Raw genomic sequence first — 24,921 nt, forward strand, 5'->3', positions numbered from 1 at the left:
CACCTTAACCCGCTCCCCGACAGCGCTCGCACGAGCGCTAACGTGCTCGCACTCGTCACGCAGTGCACCACCGGGAGGCCCAGTTGAGCGCGGCTCGCGCGATCGGTCTGTTGCTCGGAGTCGCCGCCGACGCCGCGCTCGGCGATCCCCGCCGGGGACACCCCGTCGCCGCGTTCGGCCGCGCCGCGCAGTCCTTGGAGCGCGTCGTCTACCGCGACAGCCGCGGCGCCGGAGTCCTCTACAACGCCGTGCTGACCGGCGGCGTCGTCGCGCTCGGCGTCGGCGTGGAGCGGCTCGGCCGGGGACGGCCCCTCGTGCAGGCGCTCGGCACGGCCGCCGCGACGTGGGCGGTGCTCGGCGGGACCTCGCTCGGCGCGGAGGGCACCGCGATGGCTCAGTCCCTCGACGGCGGCCGGCTCGACGAGGCCCGCGACCGCCTGCCCAACCTGTGCGGTCGCGAGCCTCAGCTGCTGGACAACCAGGGCCTTTCGCGCGCGACCGTGGAGTCCGTCGCGGAGAACACCTCCGACGCCGTTGTCGCTCCGCTGCTGTGGGGCGCGGTGGCAGGAGTGCCCGGTCTGCTGGGTTACCGCGCGATCAACACCCTCGACGCGATGGTCGGCCACCGCTCGCCGCGCTACACGAACTTCGGCTGGGCCTCGGCGCGGATCGACGATGTGGCCAACCTGGTGCCCGCCCGCGTCGCGGCCATGCTCACCTCGCTGTGCGCGCCCGTCGTCGGCGGCTCCGCGCGCGGGGCTTGGCGGACCTGGCGGCAGGACGCTTCGGCCCACCCCAGCCCCAACGCCGGGCAGATCGAGTCGGCCTTCGCGGGCGCGCTCGGCGTGCGGCTGGGCGGGCGGACGGTCTACGGCTACGGCGCTGAGGAGCGGCCCGTTCTCGGCGAGGGCCGCACGCCGGACTCCGGTGACGTCACGCGCAGCGTCGAGCTGTCGCGGGTGATCGGCACGGCGACTGCGGCGGTGTCAGCGGTGGCTTCCGTAGCGATCAGCTGGCTTCGTCGCCGTCGCTGATCCTTCTTCTGCTGCAAGCATTTCCTGCACAGTCATCTTGCGCGGCTGATCAGGATTCGCTTCCCGGTAAGCGAAGTAGCACATGCCGAGGATCGCCATCACGCCGAAGCCGTACCACTGCAAGGCGTAGGAGAAGTGCGGTCCGGCGTCCAGGTTGGGCAGGGGCAGCGGCCCACGCACTCCGGGCTGCCCCGGGTTGAGCTGCACGAAGCCCGGCTCCAGCTGCACTCCGGTCGCGGCGGTCACCGCGGCCGTGCTCACCGAGTAGACCTGCTTGTGCTTGCCGACGTTGACCATCTCGCGGGTCTCCCCGCCGCCCCCGTCGACGCGCAGCCTGCCCACGACTGTGACCTCACCGCTGGGCGGCGCGTCGTAGTCGGGGATCTGCACGCTGTTGACCGGCCGCTCGAAACCCCGGTTGACCAGCACCGTTCTGCCGTCGTTGAGGCGCATCGGCGTCAGCACCTCGAAGGCCGCCTCGCCGAGCACCGTGCGCAGCCGCGCCACCGTCTCGGCTTCGGCGAGGTAGGTGCCCGTGAGCCGCACCTGGCGCCACTCGTTCGTCGGCGCCGGGCGCTCGTAGGCGATCACCGGGGCCGTCTCCGAGCTGCTCACGTTGGCGATCAGCAGCTGCTTGCGGTCGTGCTGGTCGAACTGCCACGGCCCGAGCAGCAGGAAGCACGCCGCGGAGAACATCAGCACTCCAGCGATCAACGCCAGCCAACCCGGCCGCAGCAGAAACTTCCAACGCACGGGCACCACGGTATGCGTAGTTCAGCTACGAGCCGCCGCCAGGGCTCGCTCCGTGTAGGAACGGCCGAACGCCGCGACGTGCACGAGCAGCGGAAACACCTGGTGCAGCGCAACACGATCACGCCAACCGTCAGCGAACGGGGCCACCTCCAGGTACGCCCCGCGCACCCGCTCCAGATGTGGGCAACCGAACAGTTCGAGCATCGCCAGATCGCTCTCCCGATGCCCTCCGTGCGCCGCCGGATCGATCAGCCAGGCCCTGTCGCGCCCCCAGTGCACGTTCCCGTTCCACAGGTCGCCGTGCACCCTCGCTGGCGGTTCGTCCGGTGCTTCCCAACTCCGGTCGAAGACCCGGGCTTCTTCGTGGCTGAGGTGTCCTCGGTCCACCGCCATGCGCACGTAGGGCTCCACGCGGTGGCTCGCGTAGAACTCCGCCCAGCTGTCGCACTCCTCGTTCCGCATCGGCACCGGCCCGATCCACGCGTCACGCGGCCCTTCTTCTGGCGGGCAGCCGTACTTCGCCGCACCCTTCGCGTGGATCTCCGCCAGCGCCCGCCCCAGCTCTTCGGCCGCGCGCTCGTCCGGCTCGCCCGGGTCGAGGTACTCCATGACGATCCGGTCCTCGTCCCACTCGAAGACCTCCGGCACCGCTGTGCCCAGCCAGGCCAGCGAGGCAGCTTCCGCCCAGGCCCCGTTGCGCTCCGGGACGGTTCTTTCCTTGACCGCCACCGTGCGGTTGTTCCAGGTCGTCCGGTAGACCGTTCCGCTCGCCCCCGAGCCGATCGGGATCACAGTCGCTCCTTCACCCACCGCACCAACCCCGGCGAGGCCGCTTCGATCATGCCCAGCACCTCGGTGAAGCCCTCGTCGCCGCCGTAGTAAGGATCCGGCACGTCCAGATCCGTGCCTTCCGGAGCGAACGACCTCAGCAGCCGGATGCGCTCCGGATCGTCTGCCAACCGCCTCAGCTCGCGCGCGTGCCCCGCGTCCAACGCCACCAACAGGTCCGCGTCCAGGTGCTCCGCGCCCACCTGCGCCGCCCTGTGCGCCGTCGGATACCCGTTGTCCCGCAACGTCGCCCCCGCCCGCGAGTCGATCTTCTCGCCCACGTGCCACGACCCGGTGCCCGAACTGCTCACCCGTACCCGGTCGTCCAACCCCTCGCGCCTCAGGTGCTCCGCGAAGATCAGCGCCGCCATCGGGGACCGGCAGATGTTCCCCGTGCAGACGAAGCAGACGTGCAGGCCCATCTCATCCGTGCTCACCCTCGTAGTCTCCCCGAACGAGCGTGTCCTACCGGCCTGAGGCCGTGAGTCAGTCTTTCTCCGACGCCTTCACCAGGTGCAGTGGTTCGTCGTAGTTCCACTTGATCAGCAGAGGTTGCTTCGGCCGCACTCGTGCGGCAGCGGATGCCGCGCCTTCCTGGATGTAGGGGAAGACCGCAGGTACGACCGACTCGTCGATGAAGCTGCCGATCACGTCCTCGCTCGCGTCGTCGGGCAGCGGTGCCACGGCAAATCTCGCGATGTGTGTCATGAAGACGAGGAGGTCGTCGTCGTAGACCTCGGACAGGACACGGAAGAGCCCGGCTTCACCGTCGACCCTGTATTGGAAGCTCAGCTGAAGGGGGCTGCCGGGTGCGGGGGAATCCAGCGGTTCGACAGTGGCCTGAAAAGACACGCATCGCACATATTCGGGCCAAGCACTCGGTTTAGTCACCCTGCGCTCCCAGCAATACCGGCTCCGACGACCATCCCGCGTTCTTGATCGGCAGTTTTCTCACACGCGGTTGCTCGGCGCGTACGTGCGCCACCGTCACCGGGACGTTCACGGGCTCGGCGGTGTCCCGCACGAGGTGCTCCACCGAAGCGCCGACAGCCATGGCGTAGCGCCGCAGTGTGGAAAGCCTTGGGTCGGTGCTCATCGACTCGATGTCGGAGACCACGCTCTGTGAGCGACCCATCAATTCCCCGAGTTGCGTCTGCGTCAAACCGCGACGCTTGCGCAGCGCCACCAGGGCCGCCACCCAGTCGTAGTCGGCCTCGACGAGTTCGGCGGCGAGGCGCTGCTGGTCGTCCTCCTCGTCGAACCCGAGGAGCAGATCAAGCTCGTCCACGGCCCCTCCCCTGCAAGTATCGGTTATAGCCGATACTACTCCGAGCTGTAGGCATGCCACCACACGTTCCTCAGCGACGCCTCGTCGATGTCTCGGTTCTGCTGCTCCATGCTCCTCTTGATGTTGAACCGCAGTCCGAGCATGACGCGCTCGGTGTACAGCCTCAGCGGTTCGCTGTAGTACAGGCGCCAGTGCGTGCTCTCGAACAGCCATCGCAGTTCGTTGCTGTCCGGACGACGTGCCATCCGGGTCTTCGCATCGGCCGGTGGGACCAACTGGCCAAGCGCGGCTCTCTTGATCTTCAGACGGATCGTGGCAATGAAGTCGTTGCGCGCGGCAATGCCCTCAACCGCCGCGATGGCGCTCGCGTGCTCGCGGATCTCGGCCATCGGGATGTTGACTCCCTCGCGCTCGTAGAAGCGCCAGGTGCCGCCGCCGTTGTACGCGAAGGAAGACCTGGTCGACACCGATTCCCCCTCAGAAATGCGCGCGACTCGTGCTCGCCGTCGAGGACTCCAGTATCTCTCGTGCGTCTTGTGTGGGTTTGTCTAGACGGCTTGATGGCGAGCGGAAGAAGTAGACGACGGAAATTGTTGCGGCAGTGGCAAAAATGATCACGTAGATGTTGCCGAGGAGGAAGGCGGCGGGGCCGTCGGTGAGCACGGGCGGCGCGGTGACGCTGGGGTCGGGGGCGGCGAGCGCGTGCAGCTTCGGGAACGTGAGCGCGAACAGCGGCGCGAGCGCCCACCACGACTTCCGCACGGCGATCACGGCGAGCGGCACGATCCACACCCAGTGGTGCCCCCACGACCACGGCGAGACGGTCGCGGCGCACAGGCCGCACAGCGTCACGGCGAGCAGTTCCTCACCGCGTTGGCTGGCCCACGCGGCGATGGCGAGGGTGCCGATCGTGACGACGGCGGCCAGGACGATCCACAAGCCCTGGCTTTCGGCGGAGACGCCGAAGGCGCGCAGCAGCATTCCGCGCAGTGACTGGTTGTGCACGGCGGCGGGGTTGGGGAATACGCGCGCGGCGTCGGTGAAGGTGCCGCCGAACCAGAAGCGCAGGGAATCCTTCGGTAGAAACAGGAAGCCCGAGGCGATGGTGCCCGCGAATCCTGCCATCGCGGTGGCGGCGGCGCGGAATCGGCGAGTGATGACGAGGTAGGCGACGAAGAACAGCGGTGTGAGCTTGATGCCCGCGGCGATGCCGACACCGATTCCCTTGGTGCGCCGGGAATCGTCGCGGAGCAGATCCCACAGCACGAGCGCGAGCAGCGCCAGGTTCACCTGGCCGATCGAGTGCGTGAGGCGGACGGACTCGGTGAGCAGCAGGGGAGTGGCCATCAGCAGCGTGAGCGCGACGGCCTTCCGCTTGTCGAGGGCGCTCCACGACCGCGACAACGAGTACGTCAGCAGCGCGTAGTTCCCCAGTGCCGCAAGGGATTGCGCGACGATCATCGGCATGAGCGCGAGCGGCACGAAGATCAGGGCGGCGAACGGCGTGTAGGTGAACAGCAGCCCGGCGAACAGCTCGTTCTCGTACACGGGAGCCCCGTCGAGCACTGCCTGCCCGCCCGCGCGGTACACGCCGAGGTCGATGGCGAAGCCGGAGATGGTCCTGACCGCCATGGCCAGTCCGACGAGGTGGACGAGGACGGGGAAAGCGCGCTTCATGAGATGGGATTCGCCTTCGGACGGGGGCTGCTTCGGCGAAACCCAGCTTCGAGCAGTCGCGCGTTCAAGTGCTCCGGGAAAGCCCGGATATGTCAGCGCCCGCGACCCTGAGAAATTATTTCCGCCACCCGAGGTTTGCCGCTGTTGGTGACACCGTCAGGCGGGGTTTGTCGTACTTGAAGACTGCCTAACCCTCGGGCCTGCGAGGCCGTGCTGCCCAGCGTCCGTGGTGTCCCGGGCGCAGTGCATAGACTTTCGCGCTGATGAGCGGAAACGTGGACCGGGCGGCCCTGCGCCACCACGGCGATGTCGAAGCCCTGCCCGGGCTCGCCGACTTCGCCGTGAACGTGCGCGCCGACCGGCCGCCGAGGTGGCTGCACGAGCGCCTCGCCGCCGCCCTCGACGAGCTCGGCCGCTACCCGAGCGCACAGGACGACGCCGCGGCGAGGGCGAGCGCCGCCGCGCGTCACGGCCGCCGACCCGACGAGGTCCTCGTGCTCAACGGGGCGGCCGAGGGATTCGCCTTGCTGCCAGCGCTGAAGCCGCGCTTGGCCGCTGTGATCCACCCGTCCTTCACCGAACCCGAGGTCGCGCTGACCGACGCCGGTGTGCCGGTCACACGCGTGGTGCTGGACGATCACCGGCTCGCCTCCGCGCGAATCCCCGATGAAGCCGACCTCGTCGTGCTCGGCAACCCGACCAACCCGACGTCCGTGCTGCACCCCGCCGAAGCGGTGCGCTCGCTCGCTCGTCCCGGCCGGGTGCTCGTGGTGGACGAGGCGTTCGCCGACACGATCCCCGGCGAGCCCGAGTCGCTTGCCGGAGACACCACGCCCGGCGTGCTCGTCCTGCGCAGCCTGACCAAGACGTGGTCCTTGCCCGGCCTGCGCGCTGGATATGCGTTGGGCGAGGAGGAACTGCTCGCGAAGCTCGGGTTGCACCGTCCACAGTGGCCGGTCAACGCGCTCGTGCTGGAAGCGGTCCGCGCGTGCTGCGAGCCGGGAGCCGTCGCCGAGGCCGAGGCCGTCGCGCGCGAACTGGAGGACCACCGCGCCCAGTTCGCCAAGGCGCTCGCCGAACTCCCCGGCGTGAGCGTGGCCGAGCCCGCTCGCGCGCCCTTCCTGCTGCTGCACGTCGTCGGAGCCGCTGCGCTGCGAGAACGCTTGCGTGACAAGGGTTTCGCCGTGCGGCGCGCCGACACCTTCCCCGGGCTGACCCCGGACCACCTGCGCGTGGCCGTGCGCGCACCCGACCAGACCGCCCCGTTGCTCGCCGCGCTGCGCGAACTACTAGAGGAGCCCGTCCCATGAGCGCCACCCTCGCCGAGGTGATCACCGCGCTGGAGCGGGCCTACCCGCCCGCGCTCGCCGAGTCCTGGGACGCGGTCGGGCTCGTCTGCGGCGATCCCGCCGAGCCGGTGCGGTCCGTGCTCATCTGCGTCGACCCCGTCGAGTCCACTGTGGACGAAGCGTTGGAGCTGGGCGCCGACCTCGTGCTGGCCCACCACCCGCTGCTGCTGCGCGGGGTGAACGGGGTGCCCGCCAGCGACCCCAAGGGCAGGCTCGTCCACCGCCTGATCCGCGCGGGCGCGGCGCTGTACTGCGCCCACACCAACGCCGACTCCGCCGACCCGGGGGTCTCCGACGCGCTGGCCGAGGCGATCGGCCTCATCGACACCGTCCCGCTCGAACCCCGGCCGGACGCACCCAACCTGGGGCTCGGACGCGTGGGCGAGCTGCCGGAAGCGGAGCCGTTCGCCGCGTTCGTCGACCGCGTGGCCAAGGCACTCCCGGCCACCGCGTGGGGCGTTCGGGCCGCGGGCGACGCCGAGCGGATGATCAGGCGGGTCGCGGTCTGCGGAGGCGCGGGCGACTCGATGCTGGGCGCGGCGACGAAGTCCGGGGCGGATGCCTATGTGACGGCCGATCTCCGCCATCACCCGGCGGGCGAGCACCTTGAGAAGGGCGCGCACCTGCCCGCGCTGGTCGACGTCTCGCACTGGGCGAGCGAGTGGCCGTGGTGCGAGCAGGCGGCGCGCGTCATCCGCGAAACCTTCGGCGGTAACGTCGCAGTCCGCGTCTCCGCGCGCCGCACTGATCCGTGGACGCTCGCAGCGTCCAGTTAGACACAGCCCCGCCTCGCCAGACCTCTTGATCACAACTCCATTTGGGGGAGCACTCCGTGAAAGCAGCACCCGCCGTCCAGCGCCGCCTGCTCGACCTGGCCGAGGTCGACACCGAGCTCGACCGCGTCGCCCACCGCAGGCGGACCCTGCCGGAGCTGGCCGAGATCGTCGAGGCGGAGCAGGTGCTGAGGGCCAAGCGCGACGCGGTGGTCGCCGCCGAGACCGCGCTCGGTGACCTGGACCGCGACGTGAAGCGCCTGGAGACCGAGATCGACCAGGTCCGCGCGCGGGCCGACCGCGACCGCAAGCTGCTCGACGACGGCGTGCCCGCCAAGCAGGCGGAGAACCTCAACCACGAGCTGGAGACGCTCAAGCGGCGCCAGGGCGTGCTGGAGGACGAGTCGCTGGAGCTGATGGAGCGGCGCGAGGCCGTCGAGCAGGACGTGAGCTTCGCCAAGGGCGAGCTGAGCACCGCCGAGGACAAGCTCTCGGACGCGCAGGGCCGCCGCGACCAGGTGTTCGCCGACCTGGAGACCACCGAGGCGCGCTCCGGCGACCGCCGCAAGACCGTGCTCACCGAGCTGCCGACCGAGCTGGTCACCCTCTACGAGCGCATCCGCTCCAACAAGGGCACCGGTGCCGCGCTGCTGCGCGCCCGCCGCTGCGGGGCCTGCCGCCTGGAGCTCGACCGGACCGCGATCAGCGACCTGCGCACGGCCGCCGCCGACGAGGTCGTCCGGTGCGAGGAGTGCGGCGCGATCCTGGTCAGGACCTCGGAGTCCGGTCTGTGACCACGCGCGTCGTCGTCGAGGCGGACGGCGGTTCGCGGGGCAACCCCGGGCCCGCCGGGTACGGCGCCGTCGTCCTCGACGCCGCGACGGGGGAGGTGCTGGCCGAGCGCTCCGAGGGCATCGGCGTCGCCACCAACAACGTCGCCGAGTACCAGGGCCTGATCGCCGGGCTCACCGCGGCCGCCGAGCTGGGGCCGGGCACCGAGGTCGAGGTGCGGATGGACTCCAAGCTGGTCATCGAGCAGATGGCCGGGCGGTGGAAGGTCAAGCACCCCGCCATGCAGCCGCTCGCCGCCGAGGCGAAGCAGCTCCTCGCGCGCCTGGGCCGGGTCCGGTGGACCTGGATTCCGCGCGAGCGCAACAAGCGCGCCGACCGGCTGGCCAACCTCGCGATGGACGCCCAGGCGGGCAAGGTTGCCGAAGGCGAAGAGGCCAAGCCCGTCGCGACCCCGTCGTGGACCGGCGCGACCGGCGTCCCGACCAGGCTGATCCTGCTCCGGCACGGTCAGACCCCGCTGTCGGTGGAGCGCCGCTACTCCGGGCGCGGCGACGCCCAGCTGACCGAGGAAGGCCGCCGTCAGGCCGCCGCCGCCGCTCAGCGGCTGGGCAAGCTGACCGACGTGGCCGCGGTGGTCAGCTCCCCGCTGTCCAGGGCCGTCGACACCGCGCGCGGTGTGGCCGACGCGCTCGGCGTGGAGCCGGTCGTGCTCGACGGGCTGACCGAGACGGACTTCGGTTCCTGGGAGGGCCTGACCTTCGCCGAAGCCGCCGAGCGCGACCCCGAGGCGCACCGCGCCTGGCTGTCCGACACCTCGTTCGCCCCTCCTGGCGGTGGGGAGAGCTTCGACGCCGTGCACCGCCGCGTGCGCCGCTGCCGCGACGACCTGATCGCCAAGCACGGCGGCTCGACGATCGTGGTGGTCAGCCACGTGACGCCGATCAAGACGCTGCTGCGGATGGCGCTGGACGTGGGCCCGTCGCTGCTGTTCCGGCTGCACCTCGACCTGGCGTCGGTCTCGATCGCCGAGTTCTACTCCGACGAGCACGCCTCGGTGCGCCTGGTCAACGACACCTCGCACCTCGGGTGATCGTCCCGGGTGCGTAGGCTGGTGCCCGGATGAGTCGGCCGGGCGGCCGCGTCGGCGGGGGAGACCCCGCCGCCGAGGAAAGTCCGGGCTCCGCAGGGCAGGGTGGTTGTCAACGGCAACCTGGGGCGACCCACGGGACAGTGCCACAGAGAACAGACCGCCCGGACGCGCGAGCGGACCGGGTAAGGGTGAAACGGTGGTGTAAGAGACCACCAGCATCCCGGGTGACCGGGATGGCTCGGTAAACCCCACCCGGAGCAAGGCCAAAAAGGTCCGGGTCCTCGGACCCGGACCAGCGCGAGTGCTTGAGGGCTGCCCGCCCGAGCTCGCGGGTAGGCCGCACGAGCCCGTCGGCGACGGCGGGCCTAGATGGATGGCCGCCGAAGGGAGTGCCGCGAGGCACCCCGGAACAGGACCCGGCTTACAGGCCGACTCATCCCCCGTACTGGTGAAACGCGCGATCGAGGGGGCTGAGCGAGATGGACTGGGTGCTGACCCTGCTCGGCCAGATGCTGATCACTCTCGCCTTCCTGCTCCCGCTGGTCACAGCGATGCCGAAGGCTCCGTTCCTGCCGCTCGCGCTGTCCATCGCCGTGGGGCTGCTGCTGGTCGACGAGTTCGTCGCGGCGTTCGGCCAGCCCGGCCAGCTCGTGGCGGCGGCGCTGCTCGCCGGGCTCGGCTGGGTGCTCTCGACGCTCGTCGGCCGACTCCGGGACCAGGCGGACAATCACTGACAGTGAAGCGGGTCCGCGGCCGTTCGGGGGAAGCCCGCGAATTCGGACGCATCGCCGCACTCTTCGCCAGGCGTGCCTAGTCGTGCTCCAGTTGGTCCGGTCGGGGGACGTTGCGGGCGGGGCGTCCCGCGGGCATCCGGTAGACCGGGCGGAACGGCTTGCCGCCGTTGAACTCGGCCTCTAACTCCGCGACCCGGGCCTCGACGGCCGGGTTGACGATGTCGGCGAGGCTGCGCACGCCCGCCTGCGGCTCGTAGGCGGCGAGGTAGGTCGCGGCCGCCCTGGCGCGCTCCAGCACGGTCCGCTCGAAATTGACGGTGCGCTGAACCCTGCGCGGCCCCGCCTGGACGGAGCCGGTAGCCTGATCTTCATCACGTCCGGTTGCGCCGCGGTCGGCCTCGCGTTCAGCGACGGCCTGCTCGGCGCCGCCGGCCGAGGGCTCGGTGGACTGGGTCATCGGCGGACTCCTTCGAGTTCGCTTGCTGGTCTCCGCGCCGCACTCCAGATCGACGCCCCATGGGCTTCAACCCCGAGGACAGGCTTGCGGGTACGCGTTCCACAGACTTCCGCACACCGTGAAGTGTGCGCAAGCAAATCCTTACCCCGTCCGGTCCGCGCACGATCCGTCACCGCTGTGTTCGCAGCCGGGTGAATCGTTGCGGCAAGCGGGACAAAGCCGCGTCGATTGTTCACCGCCGGGAGCCTCCACACGATGATGTGTGTGGTCGGATTGGACGTATTTCGGGCTCGTCAACCTGTTCGTGCTCGACGCACGGCACTCTAGCCAGTACACCTCGTCATGGCGGCATGTTGTACTCGTAGGACTCGCCGGTGCCGATCGCGCGCCGACCGGGATCCGGTGAGCGGCAGAGCTCCTCGTACTCAGGAGTAGGGACGATGATCACCACAACGACCATGGACCTCTTGGCCCAGGCGACTCAGCAGCCGGGACCGGGCGGGACCATCCAGACCTCCGGCCTCCAGTCCTGGATCCAGAGCAACCTCCTCCCTCTGCTGCTGCTCGTCGTCGCCATCCTGCTGCTCTGGCTCGGCGGCGGCCGAGGGGACAACGCGGGCGTGATGCGCCGCCTCGGCGGCGTGATCGTGGCGCTGGCCATCGTCGGTCTTGCGGTCAGCGGCGCCGGTGTGAACATCGGCAAGTGGATCGCCCAGCTGTTCACCGGGTGATCGGGAGTGCGCATTCGCACCGACGACGAGGTCTACCGCATCGACGCAGTCTGGCTCGGGCCGCCGCGCGCCACCTTCCCGTGGCGCGCCCGGTACGTGGCCTGGGGCGTCGGCATCACCGTGTTCCTGCTGGTGACGCTCATCGAGCGGCGGATCGGGTTCGGTTTCAGCTTCTTCTCCACCGCGTGGGCGGTGGTCATCACCATCGTCGTCACCAGGATGATCTGCTCGCGGATCAACCAGGAGCGGCCGCTCGGCGCGGTCGCGGCGATGTGGGTGCGCGAGCTCACCGCACCCCGGCAGACCGGGTCCGGGCAGGGCGGCGCGGCCAGCGCGGCGCGCGTCCGGGTGCGCCCGGAACGCCCGCGCCCGAAGAACAAGCGCGCGGCGAAGAAGGCCGCCAAGAAGTCCAAGAAGGCTGCCGCCAGGAACGGCACGACCCGGCGGCAGTCCGCCGGGGCCCGCTCCTCCTCCCGCACCGGGGGACCGCAGCAGGCACAGCAGCCCGCACAAGCATCGGGGGGCCGCAGGAGGCCGCGCCGAACCCGCAGCAAGGAGGCACCCGGTGTTTCGTCGCCGGCGTAACCACGACCGCAGCTCCGGCATGGACGGCTCGACCCGTCACAACCGCCAGGGCACGCGCGGCAAAGCCGACCAGCGGGCGCACAGCAAGAGAGGGCGCAGACTGCCCGGTGAGCAGTCGGTGCCGACCTACACGCCGTCCATCTCGGCGCGCAGCATCGACGGCCACCTGCTGCGCACCAGCCAGGACGTCTACGCCTGGTACCGGCTCTCGCCGCAGCGCTGGTCCTTCCGCTCGGACTCGCAGCGCCAGGACCTGATCCACGCGATCGCCGGGCAGTACGCCGAGCTCCAGGGCCGCTGGCTGCACCTGCGCGTGACCAACCGGCCCTACCCGATCCGGATGTGGGCCGAGGCCCACGTGCACAACGCGGTCGGCAGGCTCCCGGACACCGGCGGCGCGCTGTCCTTCGACGACTACATGGTCGGCGAGCAGCAGCAGCTGATGGGCCGCTCCATGGCGGAGAAGGAGGTCTACCTCGGCGTCCAGGTGCAGACCCGCAACGTGATGGACCGCGCCGTCGAGCGCGCCGCGCCGGTGCTGCGCAAGATCTTCCCCGAGGCCGTCGACGCCGAGCTGGTCGCACTGGACAGCGAGGTCGAGCACCTCGACCAGGTGATCGGCTCCGCGGGCCTGGAAGGCCGCCCGGTCACGGCCGAGGAGATGTCCTGGCTGATGCACCGCTCGTGCTCGCTGGGCCTGCCCGCGCCGCGCAACCTGCCCGCCGTGCCCGCCGCCGAGTGGGAGCCGGAGGACCTCGCGTCCTTCACCGACGCCGCCGACTTCCACCAGGAGCCCTACGCGCCCACGGTCACCGTGCGCGGCCGCACCGGCTCCAACGCGGGCACCTCCAAGAACGTCGTGGTGCTCACCGTCGGCATGATGCACGGTCTGCAGATCCCGGAGATCGACGACCCGTGGGTGCAGCGCGCCGACCGGCTGCCCGCCTCCGTGGAGTGGTCTGCCCGGATCTACGTGCGCAAACCCGAGGACGTCACGGGTGAGCTGCAACGGCAGATGAACAAGGTCCGCTCGCAGGTCCGGCACTACACCGACGAGCACGAGCTGGAACCGCCCCAGTCGCTGTCCCGGCAGGCCGCGCGCGTGCTGGAGATCGACGACGAGATGACCTCCGGCTTCACCGCGCTGGCCACCAGGGTCCGCTCGTGGTGGCGGCTGGCGGTGTCCGGCAACACCGAGCGCGACGCGCTGCGCCTGGCCCAGCAGCTCGTCGAGCTGTACAAGCCGAAGATCGCCGTCGAGCACCCCGAGGCCCAGTACTCGATGGCCAGGGAGTTCGTCCCGGGCGAGCCGCTGGCCTCCGCCGCCTACCTGCGCAGGGGCTCGGTCATCTGGGCCGCCTCCGCCGTGCCCACCGCGACCGCCGAGGTCGGTGACCGGCGCGGCATCCTGCTCGGCGAGACCTGCACCGCGACCCGGCGCCCGGTGGCGTGGGACCCGTGGATGGCGCAGGAGATCCGCGACGCCTCCGGCCTCACCGCGATGGTCGCGGGCCTCGGTGGCGGAAAGTCCTTCCTCGGTGGCGGCATCGTCTACAAGACGCTGCGCTCCGGGGCGTACTGGACCGTGCTCGACCCCTCCGGTCCGCTGGCGAAGCTGTGCGACCTGCCCGAGCTGCGGCCGTACGCGCGGCCGATCAACCTGCTCAACGCCCAGCCCGGCATCCTCAACCCGTACCGGGTGGTCGCCGAGCCGCAGCTGGAGCACTTCCTCGACGAGGAGGACCCCGAGCGGTCCTGGCGCAGGGAGAAGGCGCTCGCCGCCGCCACCCGCCGCCGCCTCGTGCTGGACGTGCTGACCGGCCTGCTGCCCTACGAGGTCTCGCGGATGCCGCAGACCAGGATCGTGCTGCTGCGCGCGGTCCGCACCGTCGGCGGCCGGCCCAACGCCAACCCCAGCATGGTCTTCGACGCGCTGCGCCGCGACGCCTCCGAACACCACGAGCACGCCACCGTGGTCGCCGACTTCCTCGACGAGATGCGGGAGCGCATGTCGCTGCTCATCCCCGAGCACGACGCCGACCCGTACTCCGAGACCCGCGACGACCGCTTCACCGTGCTCACCATGGCCGGGCTGACCCTGCCCAAGGAGTCCGTCGGCCGCGAGCACTGGACCGACGCGGAGTCCCTCGGCGTGGAGATGCTCAACCTCGCCGCGTGGCTCACCCAGCGCTCCATCTACGAGCGGCCCAAGGACCAGCGCAAGGGCGTCTGGATCGACGAGGCGTTCTTCCTCTCCGAGGTGCCGACCGGCCGCGTGCTGATGAACCGCTTCGCCCGCGACTCCCGCAAGTGGAACGTCCGGGTGCTGCTGTCCTCGCAGATCCCCGCCGACTTCCTGAAGATCCAGGGCTTCGTCTCGCTGCTGGACTCGGTGTTCGTCGGCCGCCTCGACGACGAGAACGCCCAGGCCGACGCGCTGCGGCTGCTCAAGGTGCCCGTCGGCGCCGGCTACGAGCAGGTCGTCGCCAGCCTCGGGCGCCGTCCCGGCGGTGTGCGCACCGCGACCGAACGCGACCAGTCCCCGCGCCAGTTCATCTTCGGTGACGGCGCGGGCGGGGTCGAGCGCATCCGCATCGACTTCGGCGGTCCCCACCTCGCGCACCTGCGCGGGGCCATGGACACCACGCCGGACGCGATCCGAGGCGACGCGGTGAAGTCCGCGGCGGCCGTGCGGGCCCAGGACGCGGCCCAGGCACGGATCGACGCGGCCGTTCCGGACCTGGCCGGGGAGGACTACTTGGACGCCGAACTGGAAGCCGCCCTCGACGAGGTCGGCCTTGACTCCGACGACTTCGACCCACGACCGGACGGGACCGACGACAGGGGCGGCAGGAGCCGTGTGGGGCGGGACAGCGCCGCATGACCACGCTGGTGGTGCTGGCGTTCGCCGTCGCGCTCCTCGTGGCGCGTCGGCGTGCCCGACGCAGGCGGCTCGACACCGTCCCCCGCTCCGGCTCCGCCGCGCGCCGACGGGCTCTGCTCGTCGTCCTCGCCATTGTCGGCATGCAGGCCGCCTTCGGCGCACCCGCCCTGGCCCAGACCTCCAGCTGCGCCCAGGCCCCCAACCCCGACCGTCCCCGCACGGGCATGGTCGGGGCCATCGATCCGACCCCGATCGACCCGGAGCAGCCTCCGAGCGCCTACGCCGAGTACGGCTACGCGGGGCAGATCTGGCACACCTACGACCTCGGATGTGGGCCGGAGGGAATCCAGAACCCGCAGGCCGTCATCGACACGTGGGCGGGCAACCAGCTCTTCAACCTCGGCAAGAACATGGTCGCCGCCACCAACGCACTGCACTACGCGCTGCTCGACGGCAAGCTGATGAAGCCGCTGGACGATCTGGTGCAGACCGGGACCAAGGCGCTCTACGACTCGGTGTTCGCCCCTTTGTTCGGGCTCGCCGCACTGATCCTGGCTGTGTTTCTGTTCCGGTACATCTGGAACGGCGACCTGGCCACGATCGGCAAACGAGGTTTGTGGGCGCTGGCGGGAATCTGGCTGGCGGCGGCGACGTATCTGACGCCGCTGCTCTACACCCAGGTGCTCGATGGCGTGCTCATCACCGGAACCTCGCAGGTCCAGGCAGGATTCCTGCGCCAGGTGGGGATCGACGAACGACATGCCCTTCCCACAGTGCTGCACGACCAGGTCATTCTCCGGAACTGGAAGCGCGGGGAGTTCGGTTCACCTGACGCCCCGCAAGCCAACCAGTTCTCCAACGAGCTGCTGGCCGCCCAGGCGTGGACCAAGCGGGACATCGACGAACAGAAGGACGCTGGATCCCCGGACCAGAAGAAGGCCGCTTTCAAGGAGATCGCGACCAAGCTCGGCGGAGCGTACGGCTATTTCCAGGGTGTCGACGGCAGCCGCATGGGCGCGGGTTTCCTCGCGTTCCTGCAAGGAATCTGTTACTCGCTCTTCCAGCTGTTGGCCAAGGCCACGATCCTGCTCGGCCAAGTCTTGCTGCGCGTGATCATCCTGGCCGGGCCGATCATCGGCCTGATCGCGATCATCTACCACAACGTGCTGCGCCAGATCGGTCGAGTCGCCGGCGCGGCCCTGCTGAACGTCATCATCATCGCCGCCCTCGCCGGGCTGCACACCATGCTGCTGACGTGGATCTTCGCTCCGGACCGAGCACTGAGCCTGCTCACCCAGATGGTGCTCGCCGGTCTGGTCACGCTGATCTTCTTCATGATCGGCAAACCCATGCGGCGGATGTGGCAGATGGTCGACCTCGCCGTTGGCGCGGTCGGAAGCACGTTGCCCGCTACTCCGCCCGGGTTCCTGTCGCGGTTCCGGGGCAGGCGCGCCGGGCAGCGGACGCCGCAGGACGACTTCTGGGACGAGGTTCGCGGCATGGACCCCGACCAGAACGTGGAGGGGCGCCGCAAGGGGTTCCGGGACCGGCCCGAAGCGGCCTACGCGGGCGGGCGCGGAGCACGGGGCGCGCTGGCGGCGACGGTGCAGGGCACGGTGGTCGGAGCGGACGGCCGGGTGCTGCCCGCGGGGGCCGCGCAGAGGCTGCACGAGGCGGGGGGCGGAGCGCTCAGCGCGAACAGGGCCGCCCTGCCCGCGGCGCGGAGCCGCATCGTGGACACGGCGTCGGTGTTCGACCGGAGCTGGGACCGCACCGGAGAGGACGCGGTCGTGGTGCCGTCGAGGCTGGACACGACGCCGAGCGCGGTCTCGTCCGGGTCGGTGTCGAGCCCGCGCCGCGCCGACATGGAGACGGTGGCGGGGCGGTCGGTGTGGGTGGTCTACCGGCCCTCGCGGGGGCTGGAGCTGCGCGACGGTGAGCCCCGATGAGAACTGAGCCCTGATGAGAACTACGAGCCCGAGAGCTGAGAGGAGGTAGTCGCCGATGCCGATCCGCACCAACCGGGGCCGCACCGCGGTCTACCGCCGGCTGTGGGGCTGGCCCCTGCGTTCGCCGACGCACTTCGTCATTTCCCTGGTCATCGTGGTGGCCGCGGCCACCGGGATCGGTCTGCTGTTACCGGACCCGCCACCGGAACGGGAGGTCCCGCAGGCCCAGACGACGACGCAGCGCCAGCCGAGCGGGACCGCTTCGGGACCCACGACGAGCGCGGCGCCGAGGATCACCACCAACCCGCTGGCGGCACCGGTGCCCGCTGCCCCGGCGGCGGAGGCGTTGACCGTGGCCGAGGCGTGGGCGAAGGCCTTCGTCACGCACCCGGACGGCATCTCCGACCAGCAGTGGCTGTCGGGGTTGCGCCCGCACAGCACCGAGGAGCAGATGGCGGTGCTCGGCACGGTCGACCCGGGCAACGTGGCGCCGAGCGCGGTGACGGGCAAGGCGACGGCGGCCAACGCGACGACCAGCTCGGTGGAGGTGACGGTGCCCACCGACAAGGGCTCGATCAAGCTCTACGTCATCCGCGTCCCTGACCAGGGCTGGCGGGTGTCCTACTACACACCCGTGGAGTAGCCATGAGACGTGTCGTTCCCGTGTTTCTGGCGATCACGGCCGTCGGCACGATCATGGCCATCGCCGTGATCTCCGCGCTGCTCGGCGGTGCCGGCAAGCAGCAGAGCGGGCTGTCCTACTGCGCCCCGACGGAGTTCGGCGGCAACTGGTCGGCCTCCGGCGCCGCGCAGGGCGAGTCCGACGCGGCCAAGCTCGCCGACGAGTCCCGGCAGATCGTCGCGATGATCATCTCCATGGGCAAGCAGCGGAACCTGCCGCCCAAGGCGTGGCAGATCGCGATCCAGGCGGGGCGCACGGAGTCGAACCTGCGCAACCTCGACCACGGCGACCGCGACTCGGTCGGCATCTTCCAGATCCGGGGGATGCACGGGCCGCTGTCGGACCGGATGAACATCCCGTGGCAGATCAACTGGTTCTACGACACGCTCGAACGCGTCCCGAACTGGCAGGACATGCGGCCGGGTGACGCGGCGCAGAAGGTCGAGCGCTCCGGCTTCCCGCTGCGCTACCACCGCTGGGAGTCGATGGCGATCTTCCTGATCAGCCAGATCGCCGGTGACGTCGAGCCCGCCGCCAGCTGCGAGACCCTGCCCGCGCCGTCGCAGGTGGCGCAGGCGGCGATCGCCTTCGCGCTCAGCGAGATCGGCTCCCCGTACGTGTGGGGCGCGACGGGCCCCGACACCTACGACTGCTCCGGGCTGATGCTGCGCGCCTATGGCGCGGCCGGGGTGAAGCTGCCCCGGGTCTCGCGCGACCAGTGGAAAGCGGGCGCCTACATCCCCCGGGCACAGGCCCAGCCGGGTGATCTGTTGTTCTGGGCCTACGACACGCGCAATCCGGCGACGATCCATCACGTGGCGATGTACCTCGGTGACGATGAGATGGTGGAGGCGCCGTACAGCGGCGAGAAGGTTCGCAGGGTCAGCGTCGATCGCTACCCAGGACTGCTGGACTACGTCGTCCGGCCCACCGCCTGACGCGAGCTGGGGGAGCTGGGGACTTGGGAGGGGCAGGGATGTACAACAACGAGCCGATTCCGCGGCCCGCGGGACCACCGGCGTCCTCGACGCCGTTGCGCGACTACCTCAACGGCGCACGGCACGGGGTGGACCCCGGCTACGCCGTTCTGCCGCGCTCGCTCGCCGAGTCCATGCCGTTGCCCTGGCAGCAGCAGATGGCGCACCTGATGGCCGAGTTCCACCAGGCCTTCGGTCACCTGCGCTGGCCGGTCTACAAGGTGGTGCCCTCGCGCTACGAGCGCCTGGTTGACCTGGACGAGGAGCAGTTGGCCGAGGTCGGCGTCTTCGCGGAGATCGACGTGACCGGGGACCTCGTGTACCGGGAGCGCACCGGCGCGCGGATCGAGGACCCGGAGAACAAGCGGGTGCTGGTCTCCTGCCTGGACCCGATCCCGAGGCAGCAGGCGGGGCACGTGCCGCCCGCGCCGAACCCGATCCCGCCGGTGCCGCAGAACGGCGGCATGCACACGGGTGGTCACCCGGTGCAGCAGCAGCCGCCGCCGCGACACGCCCCGCCGCCCAACGGTCACCAGCCGCCTCCGATGACTCCACCGCACGGTCAACAGCTCCCGCCGTGGGGTGCGGGCCGCTGATCACCTTGCCGGACGCGTGACATGTCCGATCACGCATGTCAGGCTCGGTCCATGGTGGACGCGGAGAACGCCTGGTACTTCTGCCTGAAGCACCACACGGCCGAGCAGGGCAAGTCCTGTCGCGGTGCCGACCGGATGGGGCCCTACCCGGACAGGGCGACGGCGGAGCGTGCGCTGGAGATCGCTCGCCAGCGCACGGAGCGGGCCGACGACCAGGACCGGACGTGGGCCGATGACGAGGACTAGGACGAGCCGAAGCGCGCTCAGCGCGGTTAGGCTCAGCCTGTGCTGAGTCCGGCGGGCGGCGACCACGACGGCGCGTCCCTGCCCGGATTCGCCGCCATCCGCGCCGAGTTCCCGCTGCCCGGCCCCTTCCCCGAAGCCGCACTGGCCGAGGCCGAGCGCGCCGCCGGAGTGCCCGACGGCGTCGACCGCGTCGACGCCACCGACCTGCCCCTGGTCACGGTCGACCCCGTCGGCAGCCGCGACCTGGACCAGGCGGTGCTCATCGAGCGCCTGGGGTCCGGCTTCCGCGTGCACTACGCCATCGCGGACCTGGGCGTGACGGTTCGCCCGGGTGGCGCGCTGGACGCCGAGGTCCGCAAGCGCGGCCAGACCTTCTACCTGCCCGACGGCGCCATCCCACTGCACCCGCCGGTGCTCTCCGAGGGCGCGTCGAGCCTGCTGCCGGGCCAGGCGCGCGCGGCGGTGCTCTGGACGATCGACCTGGACTCCGACGCCGAGCCCACCCGCGTCGAGCTGCGCAGGGCGCTGGTGCGCTCGGTGGCGCGGCTGGACTACGCGGGCGTGCAGGCCGCGATCGACGCCGGCGCGCCGCACCCGTCGATCGCCGCGCTGCCCGAGCTGGGCAAGCTCCGCCGCAAGGCAGCGGCCGCGCGCGGCGCGATCGAACTCGAACTGCCCGAGCAGCAGGTGGCCTCCGACGGCAACGGCGGCTGGCGGGTGGTGATCCGCCCGAGGCTGGACGTCGAGACCTGGAACGCGGAGATCTCCCTGCTCACCGGCATGTGCGCGGCGCAGATCATGATCGGGGCCGACATCGGCGTGCTGCGGACGCTGCCCGACGCGCCGGAGCAGGCCGTGGTCGAACTGCGCCGCTCCGCCGCCGCGCTGGGCATCGACTGGGCCGAGGACGCGGACGCGGCGAGCCTGCTGATCGGGCTCGACCCGGCCAGCCCGGCCACGATGGCGCTGCTCGACGACGCGACGAGGCTGCTGCGCGGAGCGGGTTACACCGCCTTCGACGGAGTCGCCCCGCACGTGCGCGGCCACGCGGGCATCGGAGCACCGTACGCGCACGTCACGGCCCCGCTGCGGCGGCTGGTCGACCGCTACGCCACCGAGATCTGCCTCGCGGTGACGGCGGGCGGGGAGGTGCCGGACTGGGTGCGCGAGGCGCTGCCCGAGCTGCCGTCGGCCATGGAGAGCTCCGATCGGGTCGCCGCGCAGGTGGAGCGCGCGTGCATCGACCAGGCCGAGGCGTGGACCCTCGCCGGGCAGGTCGGAAGACTTTTCCCCGCCGTGGTGTTGCGCACCAACGGGGAGAGCGGCGGAACCGTCTTCCTGCTCGATCCGCCCGTCGTCGGCAAGTGCCGTGGGGACGGGTTGGTCGAGGGCCAGCGGATCATGGCGAGGCTCGTCGAGGTCGACCCGGCCGCGCGCCGAGTGATCTTCGAAGCCGCCTGACTTTGATGAGGAGCAAGAGTGACTAGTGCCGATGTGCGTTCGCTGACCGTGGGGGTCTTCGGCGGCACCGGAGCGCAGGGCAAGGGCCTTGCCTACCGCTGGGCGAAGGCGGGGGTGAAGGTCGTCATCGGCTCCCGTGACGCCGCCCGGGCCGAAGCCGCGGCCGAGGAGCTGGCGCAGGCCACCGGCGGTGACGTCACCGGTGCGGACAACGCCTCCTGCGCGGAGACGGCGGACATCGTGCTGGTAGCGGTGCCGTGGGACGCCCACGCGAAGACCCTGGAGCCGCTCCGCGAGACGCTCGCCGGGAAGATCGTCATCGACTGCGTGAACCCGCTCGGCTTTGACAAGCAGGGGCCGTTCGCCCTGGCAGTCGAGGAGGGCAGCGCGGCGCAGCAGGCCGCGGCGCTGCTGCCGGAGTCGCGGGTCACCGCTGCCTTCCACCACGTCTCCGCCGTGCTGCTGGCCGACCCCGAGGTCGCCGAGGTGGACATCGACGTGCTCGTGCTCGGCGACGACCGCGAGGCCACCGACACCGTTCGCGCCCTTGCCGACCTGGTCCCGGGCATGCGCGGGGTCTTCGGCGGTCGTCTGCGCAACGCGGGTCAGGTCGAGGCCTTCACCGCCAACCTGATCGCGATCAACAAGCGCTACAAGGCTCACGCGGGCATCCGGATCACCGACGTCTGACATGAACGACGACCTGGGGGCGCCTGTCGAGCTGCCCGAGCGGCCTCGGCGGGTCGTGTCGTTGGTGCCCTCACTGACCGAGGTGCTGGCCGCTGACGTCCGTGACGCGCTCGTCGGCGTCACGGACTACTGCACGCACCCCGCCGACCTCGACCTTCCCCGCATCGGCGGCTCGAAGTACCCGAAGGTCGACCAGGTCCTGGCGCTGAGCCCGGACCTGGTCGTGGCGAACTCCGAGGAGAACCGCCCTGAGGAGGTCGCTGAGCTGCGCGGAGCCGGCGTGCCGGTGTGGGTGACCGAGGCGCCCGCGACCGTGCCCGCCGCGCTGGCCTCGATCCGCAGGCTGTTGGCGGAGGCGTTCGCGCTCGCCGAGCCGGAGTGGCTGCGCGAGGCGGAGCGGCTGTGGAACCGCGAACTCCCGCCGGTCACCGCGACCGCGATCGTGCCGGTGTGGCGCAAGCCGTGGATCGTGGTCGGGCGTGACACGTTCGCGGGCGACGTGCTCCGCAGGCTCGGGATCGCCAACGCCTACGCCGAGCACGAGGACCGCTACCCGCGACCCAAGCTCGACGAGCTCCAGGCCGTGCGGGCGGATCTGGTCGTGCTGCCCGACGAGCCGTACGAGTTCACCGCCGACGACGGCCCGGAAGCCTTCCCCGGCACCAGGTCCGTGCTGGTCAACGGCCGGTTCCTGACCTGGTACGGCCCGTCGCTGGTGCTCGCGCACGCCGCGCTGGCCGCCGCGCTGGAGCCGGGTCCCACCGAACGGGCCTGAACCGTCCTATCGTCGGGTGCATGGCGACAGCGCAGTTCGGCTCGGAAACGTCCCAGCGCGGCGAGTGGGTCCGCCAGGCCAATCGGTTCACCGACCGCATCGGCGCATCGGACTGGCCGCTCGAAGCGGGCCGCTACCGGTTGGTGGTCTCGCTGGCGTGCCCGTGGGCGCACCGCGCGGTGATCGTCCGCAGGCTGCTCGGTCTGGAGGACGTCATCTCGCTCGGCGTCGTCGACCCGATCCGCGACGACACGGGCTGGCGCTTCACGCTCGACGAGAACGACCGCGATCCCGTGCTGGGCATCGGGTTCCTGTCCGAGGCCTACCTGGCGACCGATCCGGAGTTCGCCGGGCGCTTCACCGTCCCGAGCATCGTGGACGTGCCCAGCGGCAAGGTCGTCACCAACGACTACCCGCAGATCACCACCGACTTCTCCTTGCTGTGGAAGGCTTTCCACCGCGAAGGCGCGCCGAACCTCTACCCGGAGACGCTGCGCGAGGAGATCGACGCGATCAACGCCGAGGTCTACCGCGACGTGAACAACGGCGTCTACCGCTGCGGGTTCGCGACCTCGCAGGCCGCCTACGACAAGGCCTTCGACGCGTTGTTCGAGCGGCTGGACGCGCTCAGCGCCCGCCTGGCCGACCAGCGCTACCTCGTCGGCGACACGATCACCGAGGCTGACGTCCGGCTGTTCACCACGCTCGTGCGCTTCGACGCGGTCTACCACGGGCACTTCAAGACCAACCGCAACAAGCTCAGCGAGATGCCGGTGCTGTGGGCTTACGCGCGGGATCTGTTCACCACGCCCGGTTTTGGCGACACGGTCGACTTCGACCACATCAAGCGGCACTACTACGCCACGCACCACCAGCTGAACCCGAGCCTCATCGTGCCCAAGGGACCGGATCTCGGCGGGTGGTACGAGCCGCACGGCCGCGAGGCCCTCGGCGGCAGCCCCTTCGGTGCCGGGACGCCGCCGAGGTAGTCCCTCGCGCTAGGGCGTGTTTCACAGGTCCGTGTTCGCGATAGCCAGGCCGAGCCCGCCCCTGGCCGCGCCGCCGGAAAGCCCACGTACAACACCGGTACGCGGACTCCCCGCCGTCTTGCCAGGAACGACCTCGATCCCGGCTCTCATCGAACGAGACCTATGAAACACGCCCTAGTGGAAGGTGTGCTCCGGACCGGGGAACTCGCCGCCGCGCACCTCGTCCGCGAACTGGCCGACGGCCTGGGACAGCACTCCGGCGAGGTCGGCGTAGCGCTTGACGAAGCGCGGCGCCTTGCCCTGGTTCAGCCCGGCCATGTCCTGCCACACCAGCACCTGCGCGTCGCAGTCCGGACCGGCGCCGATGCCCACCGTCGGGATGACCAGATCAGAGGTGATCCGCTTGGCCACCTCGGCCGGCACCATCTCCAGCACCACGGCGAACGCCCCGGCTTCCTGGAGCGCGAGCGCGTCGGCCACCAGGTCGTCCCCGGCTTCGCCACGGCCCTGCACCCGGTAGCCGCCGAGGTTGTGCTCGCTCTGCGGGGTGAATCCGATGTGGCCCATGACCGGGACGCCCGCAGCGGTGATCGCCTCGACGTGCGGGGCGAAACGCCTGCCGCCTTCGAGCTTCACCGCGTGCGCCTGGCCGTCCTTCATGAACCGCACGGCCGTGGTGAGCGCCTGCTCCGGAGAGATCTGGTACGAGCCGAAGGGCAGGTCAGCCACCACGAGCGCCTTGGTCACCGACCTGGTCACCGCGCGCACGAGCGGCATCAGCTCTTCGACGCTGACCAGGAGCGAACTGGAATAGCCGAACACCGTGTTCGATGCGGAATCCCCGACTAGCAGCACGGGAATCCCGGCTTCGTCGAAGATCTTGGCGGTGAACGTGTCGTAGGCGGTGAGCATCGGCCACGGCTCGCCGCGCTGCTTCAGTTCACGGAGGTGGTGGACGCGAACCCGACGCGCGGGCTTCGCGGTGCTTCCGGCGCCGTACGGGGCGCTTTCCTCAACCGGAACATGGCTGGTCATCGTTGACCGTCCTCCCTCAAGGCCGCTTACAAAGCTGGTCCCTGGGTGTGCGGATGATGTCCAGGTCAGAGTGACACGCGCCGTGCGCTCCCGCGAACCTCTGCGACGGGCTTCACATGCCCAGGACGTAGGTCTTCTCGCCGCCCCAGCTGGTCTTGACGTTCCACACGCCCAAGCGCACGTCCAGCTTGCGGTTGGCCAGCAGCTTGCCGGTCACGTTGACGTCCAGGACGTTCTTGCCCGCGGCGCAGCTCACCTCGGCGGTGTGCGCGAACTGAGAGCCGTGCTCGAACCGCGCGGTGGCCTTCGTGTCACTGGTCTCGCACACGAGCTTGAGCTTCCCGGTCACGCGGTACTTCAGCTCCGAGCCCTCGGGGAAAGCGACGGCGCTGCCGGAGAAATGGGCGGTGGCGGTCAAGACCTTGTGCTGGGTCTCAACCGCGGTCGGGCCACCCGCGAGGGAGGCGATGGCGAACGAAGCTGCCGTGGCGAAAGCGGAAAACATCATGGTGACGAATGTAGTGAATTGTCGCCAATGCGCCAGTT

The 24,921-nt window shown here is 70.5% G+C and carries 29 protein-coding genes and 1 other RNA gene; 19 read left to right on the forward strand and 11 right to left on the reverse strand.

Annotated features, from left to right (window positions below):
• The first annotated feature begins 83 nt into the window (after nt 1–83).
• Nucleotides 84–1,034: a cobalamin biosynthesis protein gene (locus tag ABD798_RS23775; protein WP_344878558.1), complete on the forward strand. Its 951-nt coding sequence runs from the start codon at nt 84–86 to the stop codon at nt 1,032–1,034.
• Here ABD798_RS23775 and ABD798_RS23780 read toward each other — a convergent pair.
• The 7 genes from ABD798_RS23780 to ABD798_RS23810 form a co-directional block, all read right to left on the reverse strand.
• Nucleotides 987–1,787 carry an SURF1 family cytochrome oxidase biogenesis protein gene (locus tag ABD798_RS23780; RefSeq protein WP_344878561.1) on the reverse strand — a complete coding sequence of 267 codons (801 nt, stop codon included), beginning with the start codon at nt 1,785–1,787 and terminating at the stop codon, nt 987–989. The genes ABD798_RS23775 and ABD798_RS23780 overlap by 48 nt on opposite strands.
• Before the next feature lie 21 nt (nt 1,788–1,808).
• Nucleotides 1,809–2,579 carry a fructosamine kinase family protein gene (locus ABD798_RS23785; RefSeq protein ID WP_344878564.1) on the reverse strand — a complete coding sequence of 257 codons (771 nt, stop codon included), beginning with the start codon at nt 2,577–2,579 and terminating at the stop codon, nt 1,809–1,811.
• Nucleotides 2,576–3,037 carry a low molecular weight protein-tyrosine-phosphatase gene (locus tag ABD798_RS23790; protein WP_344878700.1) on the reverse strand — a complete coding sequence of 154 codons (462 nt, stop codon included), beginning with the start codon at nt 3,035–3,037 and terminating at the stop codon, nt 2,576–2,578. The genes ABD798_RS23785 and ABD798_RS23790 overlap by 4 nt, the downstream gene beginning before the upstream one ends.
• Before the next feature lie 64 nt (nt 3,038–3,101).
• On the reverse strand, nt 3,102–3,467 hold the full coding sequence (locus ABD798_RS23795; RefSeq protein ID WP_344878567.1) for a hypothetical protein: 366 nt from the start codon (nt 3,465–3,467) through the stop codon (nt 3,102–3,104).
• Between the two features lie 31 nt (nt 3,468–3,498).
• The gene (locus ABD798_RS23800) at nt 3,499–3,903 is read right to left on the reverse strand and encodes a helix-turn-helix domain-containing protein (protein ID WP_344878570.1); all 405 of its coding nucleotides are present in this window, start codon (nt 3,901–3,903) and stop codon (nt 3,499–3,501) included.
• 35 nt (nt 3,904–3,938) lie between these two features.
• Nucleotides 3,939–4,370 carry a hypothetical protein gene (locus tag ABD798_RS23805; RefSeq protein WP_344878573.1) on the reverse strand — a complete coding sequence of 144 codons (432 nt, stop codon included), beginning with the start codon at nt 4,368–4,370 and terminating at the stop codon, nt 3,939–3,941.
• A 10-nt stretch (nt 4,371–4,380) separates the two neighbouring features.
• Complete coding sequence (locus tag ABD798_RS23810; RefSeq protein ID WP_344878576.1) at nt 4,381–5,580, reverse strand: glycosyltransferase 87 family protein; 1,200 nt, start codon at nt 5,578–5,580, stop codon at nt 4,381–4,383.
• Nucleotides 5,581–5,843: 263 nt separating this feature from the next.
• Between ABD798_RS23810 and cobC the strand changes: the two genes are divergently transcribed.
• The 6 genes from cobC (at nt 5,844) to ABD798_RS23840 (ending at nt 10,318) form a co-directional block, all read left to right on the forward strand.
• On the forward strand, nt 5,844–6,890 hold the full coding sequence (gene cobC, locus ABD798_RS23815; RefSeq protein ID WP_344878578.1) for an Rv2231c family histidinol phosphate aminotransferase CobC: 1,047 nt from the start codon (nt 5,844–5,846) through the stop codon (nt 6,888–6,890).
• Nucleotides 6,887–7,705: a Nif3-like dinuclear metal center hexameric protein gene (locus ABD798_RS23820; RefSeq protein ID WP_344878581.1), complete on the forward strand. Its 819-nt coding sequence runs from the start codon at nt 6,887–6,889 to the stop codon at nt 7,703–7,705. The genes cobC and ABD798_RS23820 overlap by 4 nt, the downstream gene beginning before the upstream one ends.
• 56 nt (nt 7,706–7,761) lie before the next feature.
• The gene (locus tag ABD798_RS23825) at nt 7,762–8,496 is read left to right on the forward strand and encodes a zinc ribbon domain-containing protein (RefSeq protein ID WP_344878584.1); all 735 of its coding nucleotides are present in this window, start codon (nt 7,762–7,764) and stop codon (nt 8,494–8,496) included.
• The gene (locus tag ABD798_RS23830) at nt 8,493–9,584 is read left to right on the forward strand and encodes a bifunctional RNase H/acid phosphatase (RefSeq protein ID WP_344878587.1); all 1,092 of its coding nucleotides are present in this window, start codon (nt 8,493–8,495) and stop codon (nt 9,582–9,584) included. The genes ABD798_RS23825 and ABD798_RS23830 overlap by 4 nt, the downstream gene beginning before the upstream one ends.
• 30 nt (nt 9,585–9,614) lie before the next feature.
• An RNA gene (gene rnpB / locus ABD798_RS23835) (RNase P RNA component class A) lies at nt 9,615–10,024 on the forward strand.
• A 39-nt stretch (nt 10,025–10,063) separates the two neighbouring features.
• Entirely contained in the window at nt 10,064–10,318 is a 255-nt protein-coding gene (locus tag ABD798_RS23840; RefSeq protein ID WP_344878590.1) for a hypothetical protein, read from the forward strand.
• A 76-nt stretch (nt 10,319–10,394) separates the two neighbouring features.
• Here the strand turns inward: ABD798_RS23840 and ABD798_RS23845 are convergent, their stop codons facing one another.
• Nucleotides 10,395–10,775: a hypothetical protein gene (locus tag ABD798_RS23845; protein ID WP_344878593.1), complete on the reverse strand. Its 381-nt coding sequence runs from the start codon at nt 10,773–10,775 to the stop codon at nt 10,395–10,397.
• A gap of 443 nt (nt 10,776–11,218) precedes the next feature.
• Between ABD798_RS23845 and ABD798_RS23850 the strand changes: the two genes are divergently transcribed.
• The 12 genes from ABD798_RS23850 to ABD798_RS23905 are packed head-to-tail and all read left to right on the forward strand — an operon-like array spanning nt 11,219 to nt 23,340.
• Entirely contained in the window at nt 11,219–11,506 is a 288-nt protein-coding gene (locus ABD798_RS23850; RefSeq protein ID WP_425549259.1) for a hypothetical protein, read from the forward strand.
• Between the two features lie 6 nt (nt 11,507–11,512).
• Entirely contained in the window at nt 11,513–12,091 is a 579-nt protein-coding gene (locus ABD798_RS23855) for a hypothetical protein (protein WP_344878599.1), read from the forward strand.
• Nucleotides 12,092–12,110: 19 nt separating this feature from the next.
• Nucleotides 12,111–14,975, forward strand: coding sequence for an ATP-binding protein (locus ABD798_RS23860; protein ID WP_344878703.1), 2,865 nt, complete (start codon nt 12,111–12,113; stop codon nt 14,973–14,975).
• Nucleotides 14,972–16,924 (forward strand): hypothetical protein, encoded by a 1,953-nt coding sequence (locus tag ABD798_RS23865; protein WP_344878602.1) that lies wholly within the window; start codon nt 14,972–14,974, stop codon nt 16,922–16,924. Before ABD798_RS23860 ends, ABD798_RS23865 begins: the two co-directional genes overlap by 4 nt.
• A 55-nt stretch (nt 16,925–16,979) precedes the next feature.
• A complete protein-coding gene (locus ABD798_RS23870; protein WP_344878605.1) occupies nt 16,980–17,567 on the forward strand; it encodes a hypothetical protein in 588 nt (195 codons plus the stop codon).
• Nucleotides 17,568–17,569: 2 nt separating this feature from the next.
• On the forward strand, nt 17,570–18,544 hold the full coding sequence (locus ABD798_RS23875) for a C40 family peptidase (RefSeq protein WP_344878608.1): 975 nt from the start codon (nt 17,570–17,572) through the stop codon (nt 18,542–18,544).
• Between the two features lie 38 nt (nt 18,545–18,582).
• The gene (locus ABD798_RS23880) at nt 18,583–19,179 is read left to right on the forward strand and encodes a hypothetical protein (protein WP_344878611.1); all 597 of its coding nucleotides are present in this window, start codon (nt 18,583–18,585) and stop codon (nt 19,177–19,179) included.
• Nucleotides 19,180–19,230: 51 nt separating this feature from the next.
• Nucleotides 19,231–19,425, forward strand: a complete 195-nt coding sequence (locus tag ABD798_RS23885; protein ID WP_344878614.1) for a hypothetical protein — start codon at nt 19,231–19,233, stop codon at nt 19,423–19,425.
• Nucleotides 19,426–19,464: 39 nt separating this feature from the next.
• Entirely contained in the window at nt 19,465–20,886 is a 1,422-nt protein-coding gene (locus ABD798_RS23890) for an RNB domain-containing ribonuclease (protein WP_425549255.1), read from the forward strand.
• Nucleotides 20,887–20,904: 18 nt separating this feature from the next.
• Nucleotides 20,905–21,576 carry an NADPH-dependent F420 reductase gene (npdG, locus tag ABD798_RS23895; RefSeq protein ID WP_344878617.1) on the forward strand — a complete coding sequence of 224 codons (672 nt, stop codon included), beginning with the start codon at nt 20,905–20,907 and terminating at the stop codon, nt 21,574–21,576.
• 1 nt (nt 21,577) lies between these two features.
• Nucleotides 21,578–22,351 (forward strand): helical backbone metal receptor, encoded by a 774-nt coding sequence (locus ABD798_RS23900; RefSeq protein WP_344878620.1) that lies wholly within the window; start codon nt 21,578–21,580, stop codon nt 22,349–22,351.
• A gap of 20 nt (nt 22,352–22,371) precedes the next feature.
• Complete coding sequence (locus tag ABD798_RS23905; RefSeq protein ID WP_344878623.1) at nt 22,372–23,340, forward strand: glutathione S-transferase family protein; 969 nt, start codon at nt 22,372–22,374, stop codon at nt 23,338–23,340.
• A 21-nt stretch (nt 23,341–23,361) separates the two neighbouring features.
• Here the strand turns inward: ABD798_RS23905 and ABD798_RS23910 are convergent, their stop codons facing one another.
• The 3 genes from ABD798_RS23910 to ABD798_RS23920 all read right to left on the reverse strand — a co-directional run bounded on the left by ABD798_RS23910 (nt 23,362) and on the right by ABD798_RS23920 (nt 24,883).
• Nucleotides 23,362–23,490, reverse strand: coding sequence for a hypothetical protein (locus ABD798_RS23910; protein WP_344878626.1), 129 nt, complete (start codon nt 23,488–23,490; stop codon nt 23,362–23,364).
• Between the two features lie 24 nt (nt 23,491–23,514).
• Complete coding sequence (gene panB, locus ABD798_RS23915) at nt 23,515–24,375, reverse strand: 3-methyl-2-oxobutanoate hydroxymethyltransferase (RefSeq protein ID WP_344878629.1); 861 nt, start codon at nt 24,373–24,375, stop codon at nt 23,515–23,517.
• Between the two features lie 112 nt (nt 24,376–24,487).
• Nucleotides 24,488–24,883 carry a hypothetical protein gene (locus tag ABD798_RS23920; RefSeq protein ID WP_344878632.1) on the reverse strand — a complete coding sequence of 132 codons (396 nt, stop codon included), beginning with the start codon at nt 24,881–24,883 and terminating at the stop codon, nt 24,488–24,490.
• Nucleotides 24,884–24,921 lie beyond the last annotated feature (38 nt).

It is taken from the genome of Allokutzneria multivorans, assembly GCF_039537405.1.
In the GTDB taxonomy this organism is placed as follows: Bacteria; Actinomycetota; Actinomycetes; order Mycobacteriales; family Pseudonocardiaceae; genus Allokutzneria; species Allokutzneria multivorans.